This window comes from Terriglobales bacterium (assembly GCA_035624475.1).
In the GTDB taxonomy this organism is placed as follows: domain Bacteria; phylum Acidobacteriota; class Terriglobia; order Terriglobales; family Acidobacteriaceae; genus DASPRL01.
The window spans coordinates 1-9830 of the sequence record DASPRL010000200.1 but is presented as its reverse complement, the minus strand read 5'-3'; the positions used below and the strand labels follow the sequence as shown (position 1 = coordinate 9830).

General features: G+C 68.5%; 7 protein-coding genes. 5 read left to right on the top strand and 2 right to left on the bottom strand.

Translation table 11 applies throughout. From position 1 onward, the window contains the following. Positions 1-1634: LPS export ABC transporter permease LptF (lptF, locus tag VEG08_08210; GenBank protein ID HXZ27966.1), on the bottom strand; the 1634-nt coding region annotated here is incomplete at its 3' end. Positions 1635-1730: 96 nt separating this feature from the next. Between lptF and VEG08_08205 the strand changes: the two genes are divergently transcribed. After that, on the top strand, positions 1731-3935 hold the full coding sequence (locus VEG08_08205; GenBank protein HXZ27965.1) for a glycoside hydrolase family 57 protein: 2205 nt from the start codon (positions 1731-1733) through the stop codon (positions 3933-3935). 25 nt (positions 3936-3960) lie between these two features. On the opposite strand, the gene VEG08_08200 is transcribed toward VEG08_08205, so the two are convergent. Next, positions 3961-4614: a hypothetical protein gene (locus VEG08_08200; protein ID HXZ27964.1), complete on the bottom strand. Its 654-nt coding sequence runs from the start codon at positions 4612-4614 to the stop codon at positions 3961-3963. Between the two features lie 205 nt (positions 4615-4819). Here VEG08_08200 and VEG08_08195 point away from each other — a divergent pair, with 205 nt between their 5' ends. The 4 genes from VEG08_08195 to VEG08_08180 all read left to right on the top strand — a co-directional run. After that, positions 4820-6385, top strand: coding sequence for a hypothetical protein (locus VEG08_08195; GenBank protein ID HXZ27963.1), 1566 nt, complete (start codon positions 4820-4822; stop codon positions 6383-6385). Positions 6386-6462: 77 nt separating this feature from the next. Further along, a complete protein-coding gene (gene mtnP / locus VEG08_08190) occupies positions 6463-7344 on the top strand; it encodes an S-methyl-5'-thioadenosine phosphorylase (GenBank protein ID HXZ27962.1) in 882 nt (293 codons plus the stop codon). Positions 7345-7347: 3 nt separating this feature from the next. Beyond that, positions 7348-8271: a PfkB family carbohydrate kinase gene (locus VEG08_08185; GenBank protein HXZ27961.1), complete on the top strand. Its 924-nt coding sequence runs from the start codon at positions 7348-7350 to the stop codon at positions 8269-8271. After that, on the top strand, positions 8268-9830 hold a 1563-nt coding region (locus tag VEG08_08180; GenBank protein ID HXZ27960.1), incomplete at its 3' end, for a hypothetical protein. The genes VEG08_08185 and VEG08_08180, both read left to right, overlap by 4 nt.

Genomic DNA, 9830 nt, shown 5'->3' with positions numbered 1-9830 from the left:
GCCTCCTGGCGGGTGTTGGCGCGCGGCAGGTAGAACTGGTCGAGCGCGAACAGCCCCACCGAGATCACCGCCGCGATCACCAGCACCGGCACGATCATGCGGTAGATGCTGATGCCGGTGGCCTTCAGGGCGGTGATCTCGTTGGCCTTCTGCATCAGCCCGAAAGTGATGAGCACCGCCAGCAGCACCGCCAGCGGGGTCATGGTGTAGAGGATGTAGGGAGTGACATTGAGCAGGTAGGCGCCCACCGTGACCAGGGGGACGCGGTTGCGCACGATGTCGCCCAGCAGTTCGAAGAAGGTGAAGACCAGAGCCAGCATCACGAAGCTGGCCACGATCAGCAGCAGGTAGAGGATGAAATCGCGCAGGATGTAGTCGTCGAGGATGAGGGGGAAGTTGGCGCTGAACATGCGCCGCCGCTGGTAGGCGCGCTGGAAGGCGCCGCCGCGGCCGGTGGCCTCGGCGGTCCGCAGGCGCCCGCCCACGCTCTTGCGCACTCCCCCGAACAACTCGCGCAGCGACCCCATCTCCAGCGGCCGCCGGTTCACCCGCAGCAGCAGCACCACCCCGGTCAGGAAGAAGAGCAGGTTCGCTCCCCACACGCCCAGGGCGGGGTCCACCTTGCCCTGGCGCCCCAGGCCGATGCCCACCAGGGAGACGGAGTAGTAGAGGAAGACCAGCACGATGGTGAGCACGAAGCCGGTGCTCTTGCCGCCCTTGTGAGCGGAGAGCCCCAGCGGGATGCCCACCAGCGCCAGCACCAGGCAGGCGAAGGGCATGGCCAGGCGGCGGTGGAACTCGATGCGGTACCAGCGGGCGCGGGCGGGGTCGGGATCGTGGGAGTGGGCCAGGAGCTGGGTGAGCGGCATCTCCGAGACCGGCACCAACTCGCGCCGGCTCTCGGCTTCGGGCGCGGGCACGGGAATGGGGATGTCGGTCTGGCTGAAGGTGGAGATGGAATACTGGCCGGGGAGGCGGGGGCTGACCTCGTGCTGGGAGCCGTTCTCCAGATGCAGGCGCAGCAGGGTGGGCGACTCGTTGATCACCACGCCGCGCTCCGCCACGGTGAGGACGGGCGAGGAGGGATTGCTGATGTCGGCCAGGAAGATGTTCTTCCACACCGCCCCGCCGGGCGCGGTGGAGACGTCCTGCACGTACAGCACCTTGTTGCGGAAGTTCTCGTAGAAGACGCGGGGCTGGATCTCGAAGGAGACCTGGGCGCTCTTGAGCCGGTCCTGCAGCGCGCCCAGGGCGGCGGCCGAGCGCGGCGCCAGCAGCAGGGTGTTGGCCAGGGCCAGCAGCCACGCTGCCAGGGCGAAGAGGGCGATCACCCGCACGAACATCCACGCTCCCAAGCCGCTGGCGCGCATGGCGGTGACCTCGCTGTCGGCGGCTAGCCGGCTCAGCCCGATCAGGATGCCCACCAGCACTCCCATGGGAACGGTGTAGGTGAGGGCGGCGGGCAGGGCGTAGAAGAAGATCTCGGCCACGCTGGGCAGGGGAGCGCTGTTGCGCACCACCAGCTCCAGGATGCGGGTCACGTCCCGCAGGAACAAGACGAAGGTGAACACCGACGCCCCGATCACGGCGTGCGCGGTCACCTCCCGCAGGATGTAGCGCGTGAAGATCCGCATGGACTTGCCGGAAAGCAAAGTCTAGCATGGCCGCAGGGACGCTTTCCGCGTCCCCGGCGAAGAACCCCGGCCCCAGGTTCCGCGATCGGCAACCCCATGCCCGTCCTGCGCGTGCTCTTCCTCTGGCATATGCACCAGCCCTATTACAAGGACCTGGTGAGCGGCGAGTACCGCCTGCCCTGGGTGCGCCTGCACGCCCTCAAGGACTACTACGGCATGGTCAAGCTGCTGGAGGAGTTCCCCGCCATCCACCAGACCTTCAACCTGGTACCCTCGCTGATGGCGCAGCTCGACGACTATGTCGCCGGGCGCGCGCGCGATCCCTTCTTCGAGGTGGCCGCCAAGCCCGCCGCCGACCTCACCCCGGAAGAGCGTCGCTTCGCCCTGCAGTATCTCTTCCAGGCCAATCCCGCCAACATGATCGGCCGCTATCCCCGCTACCGCGATTTGTGGGAGCGCTTCCGCGGGGCCGGCGAGAGCCCGGAGAAGGCGGAGAAGTTCTTCCAGAAGCAGGACTACGCCGACCTGCAGGTGCTCTCCCAACTCGCCTGGTTCGACGAGTTCTTCCTGGAGGACCCCGAGGTCGCGGCGTTGGTGAAGAAGGGCCACGGCTTCTCGCTCGACGACCAGCGCCGCACGATGGCGAAGGAGAAGGAGTTCCTGGGGCGGGTGTTGCCCGAGTACAAGGCCGCGGCCGAGCGCGGCTCCATCGAGATCTCCACTTCGCCCTACTACCATCCCATCCTGCCGCTGCTCTGCGACAGCGACCAGGGACGGGTGTCCAGCCCCGGGCTGCACCTGCCGCAACAGCGCTTCCGCCATCCCGAGGACGCGGAGGAGCAGTTGCGCCGCGGCCTCGGCCTGCATGAGCGGGTCCTGGGGCGGCGGCCTCGCGGCGCCTGGCCCTCGGAGGGCAGTGTCTCGGAGGAGGTGTTGGCCATCGCCCACAAGGTGGGGCTGGAGTGGATGGCCACCGACGAGGGCGTGCTGGGGCGCTCGCTGGGGGTCTCGCTGCACCGCGACCGCAGCGGCCGTCTGGAGGCGGGCGCGCTGCAGAGGCTCTACACCATCTACCGCTACGAGAAACAGGAGAGCGCCCTGCACCTGGTCTTCCGCGACCACGCGCTCTCGGACCTGATCGGCTTCGTGTACTCCGGGATGCCCGCGCGCGAGGCCGCCGCCCACCTCATCCAGTCCCTGAAGGATTCCGCGCAACCGGTTCTGCGGTCAGGGCAAGATGCCGTGGTCTCCATCATTCTCGACGGCGAGAACGCCTGGGAGTTCTATCCCCGCTCGGGGCGCGAATTTCTGCGGCGTCTCTACGACGGCTTGAGCCATGAGCCGCAGGTCGAGGTGCTCACCATCTCCGAGGCCATCGCCCGGCAGAAGGAGTTCGGCAAGCTGAGCGGGCTGGTGCCGGGCTCCTGGATCAACGCCAACTTCAACGTCTGGATCGGCGCTCCCGAAGACAACCGCGCCTGGGATTGCCTCTCCGAGGCCCGCGACTTCTATGCCCAGGCGGCGCCCAAGGCCGCCGAGGCGGCCCGCCAGTTGGCCTTCGAAGAACTGCTCATCGCCGAAGGCAGCGACTGGAACTGGTGGTACGGCCCCGAACACCACTCCGCCAACGACCGCGACTTCGACGAGCTCTACCGCAAGCACCTCTCCAACGTCTACCAGGCGCTGGGAGCGGCCCCGCCCGACGCCCTGGCGCAACCCATCCTCACCGAAGCCGCGCGCCCCTACTTCGTCCCCCAGACCGCCTTCATCCATCCCCGCATCGACGGCGCCGTCACTGGCTACTTCGACTGGATCGGGGCGGCCATGTACACCGCCGACCGCCGCTCCTCCTCCATGCACGGCAAGCAGTTCGTGCTGGACGCCGTCTATGCCGGCATCGACGAGAGCAACCTCTACGGCCGGCTGGATTTTGCCGGCGAAGTGCCGGGAGGCAAGCTCCAGGTCGTCGTCCACATGGAAGGTCTGGCGCCGGACGCCGCCCAGGCCCAGGACCTGCGCCTGGATGTCACCCTGGAAGACCGCGCCATCACGGCCTGGAAACTGGGCCGCGGGGAGGATGGTTCGCAGCCTGTGGGCGACGAGCTCTCAGCGTTGCTGGTGCGCTTGCGCCGCGTGCTGGAGTTCCAATTGCCGCTGGCGCAGATCCCCGCGCCGCCGCGGGGCAAGGCGAGGCTGCGCTTCAGTCTGTGGCGCGAGCACCTGCCCATCGACGCGCTGCCGCTGGAGGGATGGATCGAACTCGACGTGCTCAGCGAAGACGAACTGGCCACGCGCCTGTGAGGAGCGCGGCCGGCTCGCGGAAACGCTACTGTCCGGTGGCGGTGGCCGGGCTCATGGCCAGCGGCCGGTTCAGCTCCATCACGATCTCGGTGCCGGCGGGCAGGTCGGCCGAATGCCGTCGCGTCAGCCAGTGGATGACGGTGGCGCCCCCGCCGATCAGTCCGCCGATCAGCGCCCCCTTGCCTCCTCCCACCGCCGCGCCCACGCCTACTCCCGCGCCCGTGCCCACACCCATCTCCAGCAGGTCGCGCGTGTCGTGCCCGGGACCCTTGATCTCACCTTCTTCGTTGACACCGGTGTGGGCGGCGTTGGTGTCCACCACCACCGCGGTGATGGTGTAGCGAGCGCCGTCGGGCATGGTGATCTGGTCGGGCATCAGGTCCAGGGTGGGCACGCCCTTGATGCGGCGCGGGTCCGTGACCCGCACCACCCGGCCCTGCACGGCCGCGCCCACCGGGATCACGGCCTTGCCGTTGAGCAGCACCGCCTCGGTCACGCGCCCGGCGAAGGTGTCCCCCGGCTTGCTGCTGCGGGTGGAGAGCGGCGTCTCCAGCTTCATCTTGATGCCGGTGCCGGTGGGCAGGGAAAGGGCGGGCGCGGCGGCCAGCGGGGCCTCCTGCGCCAGCGCGGCGCCGGCCGCAGCCAGTGCCAGGATCGCGGTCACGAACACTCTCTTCATCGATCACCTCCCGATGGGGTCAGCCACGCGCAGCGTGGAGAAGAAATCCAGCCTCTCCCGCGGACTGTAAAACACCCAAGAAACCGGCACAACATCCGAAAGAACGGGGGAATCAGCCTAGGTACGGGAGGTGCCCGGCCCCCGCGCCCGCTTCTCCTGCCCGGCCGCGAAAGTTCGCGGTTTCTGCGATAGGATAGGCACCCATATGGCCCAGGTCCCCGGGTTCCTCCGATCCCTGCTGCGGCGCTGGACCGTGCTGGGAGCGTGGCTGCTGGCGCTGCTGCTGGCCTGGCTCCCCGCCTCGGCCCAGCAGGCCGCCACGGCTCCTCCCGCCGCTCCCCCGCAGAACAAGCTCCAGACCGATTCCGCCGCCCGCGAGCGCGACAACGAGCGCCGCGAAAGCCACCTCTCTCGCCAGGACGCCGAGGCCCTCTTCCACTCGGTGGATTCCATCCTGCGATTCGCCAGCGACGACACCCGCCTGCCCGTCCGCCAACCCGTCCAGCGCGCCCTGGCCAGCCGCGATCAGGTGGAGCATTACGTCGAAGACGAGATGCGCAAGGATAAGGAGAGCGGCCGCTTCAAGCGCGCCCAGTCGGTGCTGCAGAAGTTCGGCCTCATCCCCCGCGACCTCGACCTGGAAGCGCTGATGGTCGAGCTGATGCGCGAGCAAGTGGCCGGCTACTACGATCCCAAGAAGCAGACCTTCTACATGCTCGACTGGATCGCGCCCGAAGTGCAGCGCCCGGTGATCGCCCACGAGCTCACCCACGCCCTGCAGGACCAGTCCGTCGGGCTGGAGAAATGGCTCAAGGACCCCAACGCCGACGATCCCCCCGATCTCGACCCCGACCTGGCCGCCGACGAGCAGGCCACGGCGCGCACCGCCGTCACCGAAGGCCAGGCCACTGTGGTCATGCTCGATTACCTGCTGCAGCCCGGCGGCCGCACCGTCGCCACCGCCCAGGATTACGTCAACACCTTCGAGCAGGGCATGCTGCAGAGCAGCAACTTCCCCGTCTTCAGCAACTCGCCCCGTTACATCAAGGAGATGCTCATCTTCCCCTACCGCTACGGGCTCGATTTCGTGCGCGACGTGATGATCGAGAAGGGAAAGGAAGACGCTTTCCTGGGCCTGCTCCAGCACCCTCCCAGCACCACCCGCGAGATCATGGAGCCCAAGGTCTACCTGGCGGGCGAGCACCTGGCGCCCCTGCGCTTGCCACCCTTGGCCAAGCTCCTGGGGACGCGTTATCCCCGCTACGATGTGGGCGCGATGGGCGAGTTCGACGTGAAGGTCCTGCTGGAGCAGTTCGCGGGCGAGAAGGCGGCCGGCAAGATCAGCCCCCACTGGCGCGGCGGCTACTACTACGCCGTGGTGCGGCCGGAGGCCCTGCCGGGCAAGGCGGCGGACGGCGCCGCCCTGCGGAAGCAGGCCCTGCCGCCCGCCTCCCTGGCGCTGCTCTACGTATCCCGCTGGGACTCCAGCGAGAGCGCGGAAAAATTCGCCCACGCCTATGCCGCCATGCTGCCCCAGCGCTACCCCGGGGTGCAGCGCGCCCCCAGGAACCCCAACCCGCAGAACTTCGCCGAGCGCGTCGCCAATCACACCGAGTGGCGGACCGACGAAGGCCCGGTCTTCGTCGAGTCCTGGGGCGAGACCGTGCTGGTGATGGAGAGTTTCGATCCCGACACCGCGGCCCGCCTCCGCGATGCCGTCCTGGAGCGCAGCGGCGAGGGCCCGGAGCCCGCCCTCGGCAAGCAGCCCTGATCCGGCTGGCCCGGCCGTCCTCCGCCCCGGCAACTTCGTTCGGTATAATCGCGGCCTTGGTTTCGAGGAGGGAACGCTTGCCACAGGCAGAGATCGGCATCATCGGCGGCAGCGGCCTCTACGCCATGCCGGGGCTCAGCAAGGTCCGCGAGGTCAGGATCAAGACACCCTTCGGAGACCCCTCCGACGCCTACGTGCTGGGCGCGCTGGAAGGCCGCCAGGTCGCCTTCCTGGCGCGCCACGCCCGCGGCCACCGCATCCTGCCCAGCGAACTCAACTTCCGCGCCAACATCTACGGCTTCCGCAAGCTGGGCGTGACCCGCATCCTCTCGGTCTCGGCGGTGGGCTCGCTCAAGGAAGAGCACAAGCCCACCGACTTCGTCATCCCCGACCAGTTCTTCGACCGCACCAGCAAGCGCGTCTCCACCTTCTTCGGCGAAGGCGTCGTCGCTCACGTGGCCTTCGCCGACCCCGTCTGCGCCGAGGTGGCGCGCGCCCTGGAACAGGCCTGCCGCAAGGTGGGTGTGGTGGGCAAGCGCGGCGGCAGCTACGTCTGCATGGAAGGGCCGCAGTTCTCCACCAAGGCGGAGTCCAACGTCTACCGCTCCTGGGGGATGGACGTGATCGGCATGACCAACCTGCAGGAAGCCAAGCTGGCGCGCGAGGCCGAGATCTGCTACGCCACCGTCGCCATGGTCACCGACTACGACTGCTGGCATCCCGGCCACGAGTCGGTCACGGTGGAGCAGGTCGTGGCCGTGCTCAACCAGAACGCCGACAACGCCGGCAAAGTGATCCGCGCCGCGGTCGCGGCCCTGCCCAAGCAGCGCGGCTGCAAGTGCGGCTCCGCGCTGGCTACCGCCATCCTCACCCAGCGCGATAAGATTCCCGCCCGCACCCGCAAGAAGCTGGCGCTCATCCTCGGCAAGTACCTGCGTGCGGCCAAGGGAGGCAAGTAAGCGATGGCCATCCTGGCGGTCGGCTCCATCGCCTTCGACGACATCACCACTCCCTTCGGCAGCAGGCAGAAGCTGCTGGGCGGCTCGGCCACCTACTTCTCCCTGGCTGCCAGCTACTTCACCGAGGTGCGGGTGGTGGGGGTGGTGGGCGAGGACTTCGCCCTGGAGCACGAGGAGATCCTGCTCAACCGCGGGGTGCGCACCGAGGGCATCCAGCGCGCCCCGGGCAAGACCTTCCACTGGTCGGGCGAGTACGGCGACAACCTCAACGAAGCCAAGACCCGCCTGACCGAGCTCAACGTCTTCGAGAGCTTCCGGCCGCAGATCCCGGCCGAGTACAAGGAATCGGAGTATCTCTTCCTGGCTAACATCGATCCCGTGCTGCAGGCCGGCGTGCGCCGACAGATGGACGGCGCCCGCCTGGTCGGCGGCGACACCATGAACTTCTGGATCCAGGGCAAGCCCAAAGAGCTGGCCGCCATCCTGCGCCTGATCGACGTCCTGCTCATCAACGACGGCGAAGCCAAGCTGCTGGCCGGCGATCCTAACCTGCCGCGCGCCGCCCACCGCATCCTGGCCAAGGGACCCAAGGCGCTGGTCATCAAGCACGGCGAGTACGGCGCCACCATCTTCTTCCGCGAGGGCGCCTGGGGCATCGGCCGCCATCCCTTCCGCGCTCCCGCCCTGCCCCTGGACGAGGTGCTCGATCCCACCGGCGCCGGCGATTCCTTCGCCGGAGGCTTCATGGGTTACATCGCTTCCCAGGGCGAGATCAACCGCGAGGTCCTGAAGCGCGCCATGTTCTACGGCGGGGTGATGGGCTCGTTCGCCGTGGAGCGCTTCGGCACCGAGCGCCTGCGCATGCTCACCCGCGCCGAGATCGACGCCCGCTTCCAGCTCTTCCGCGAACTCACCCACCTGGAATGAGACCCGAGGGCGCGCGCGAATGGCTCCGCCTGGCCTTCGCGGCCGCCGGGGCTTCTCTGATGTCGTTCCTCTACTTCTACCGCCACGGCCAGATCCTGCTCTACGGCGACGCCGTGGCCCATATCGCCATCGCCCGCCGCGTCTTCGATTCGGTGAAGCCCAGCCTGTTGCATCTGGGGACGGTGTGGCTGCCCCTGCCGCACTTGCTCATCCTGCCCTTCGTGGTTCCGGACGACTGGTGGCAGTCGGGCGTGGGCGGCTCGATCCCCTCGATGGTCGCCTACGTGGCCGGGGCAGTGGGCATCTTCCGCCTGGTGCGGGCGCGGGCCTCGCGCCCGGCGGCGTGGCTGGCCGCCGCGGCGTTTGGGTTGAATGCCAACCTGCTCTACCTGCAGTCCACCGCCATGACCGAACCGCTCTACTTGGCGCTCTTCATCTGGGCTGTGGCCTATCTCGACGACTTCGTGCGTGAGCGGCAACAGGATGCGGAAAAGGCCGCGCGCGCGCTGCGTCGCTGCGCCCTGCTGTTGGCCGCCGCCATGCTCACCCGCTACGACGCCTGGGTCGTCACCTGTGCTGCCGGGCTGATTGCCGCGATCGCGGTATTGCGCGGTAGCGCGGCCGCGGGTCAGCGCAAGCTCCTGCGCCGCGCCTGGGTGCAGTTCGGTCTCCTTTGCGCACTCGTGCCGCTGTTCTGGCTGACCTACAACTCCGTGCGCTGGGGCGATCCCCTGGACTTTGCCCGCGGGCCCTACTCCGCCAAAGCCATCGCCGAGCGTTCCGTGCCGGCGGGCTTCCACTATCCCGCCGAACACAGTCCCGCCGTGGCCGGGCTCTTCTTCCTCAAGTCGGTGGCGCTCAACCTGGGCGGGGAAGGGAGATGGCAGTGGTTGCTGCTCGGGGCCGCGCTGGCGGGCATGCTGCTCATGGTCGTCCGGTTCCGGGAGCGCTGGCCCTGGCTGCTGCTCTGGCTGCCCTTTCCGTTCTACGCGCTGGCCATCGCCTATGGCAGCGTGCCGCTCTACGTGCCCATGTGGTGGCCGTTCGGCTACTACAACCTGCGTTACGGATTGCAACTGCTGCCGGCGGTGGCGGTCTTTTTCGCGATAGGGATCGAGCAGGTGGCCTCGCTGCCGCGCCTCCGTGTGGCCGCCATCGCCGGCGGCCTGCTGTTGATCGCCGGAAGCAGCCTCGCGGCCTGGCGCGGTACGCCCATCTGCCAGAAGGAAGCCCAGGTCAACTCCGTCACCCGCGTTGCTTTCGAGGGCGCGCTGGCCCGGGAACTATCCCACCTACCCGCCACCGCGCGCATCCTGATGTTCACCGGCGGCCACCCGGGAGCGCTGCAGACCGCCGGCATCCCCATGCGTCGCACGGTCAACGAGAGCCTGCATCCGGAGTGGGAGCAGGCCCTGGAGGCTCCCGCCGCGGCGGCCGACTACGTGGTAGCCATCGACGGCGATCCCGTCGCTGCCGCCGTGGCCGCCCATCCCCAGAATCTCCAGGCGCTGGTGATCGTGGAGACCCCGGGGCAGGGCCGCGCCACCCTCTACGGCGTT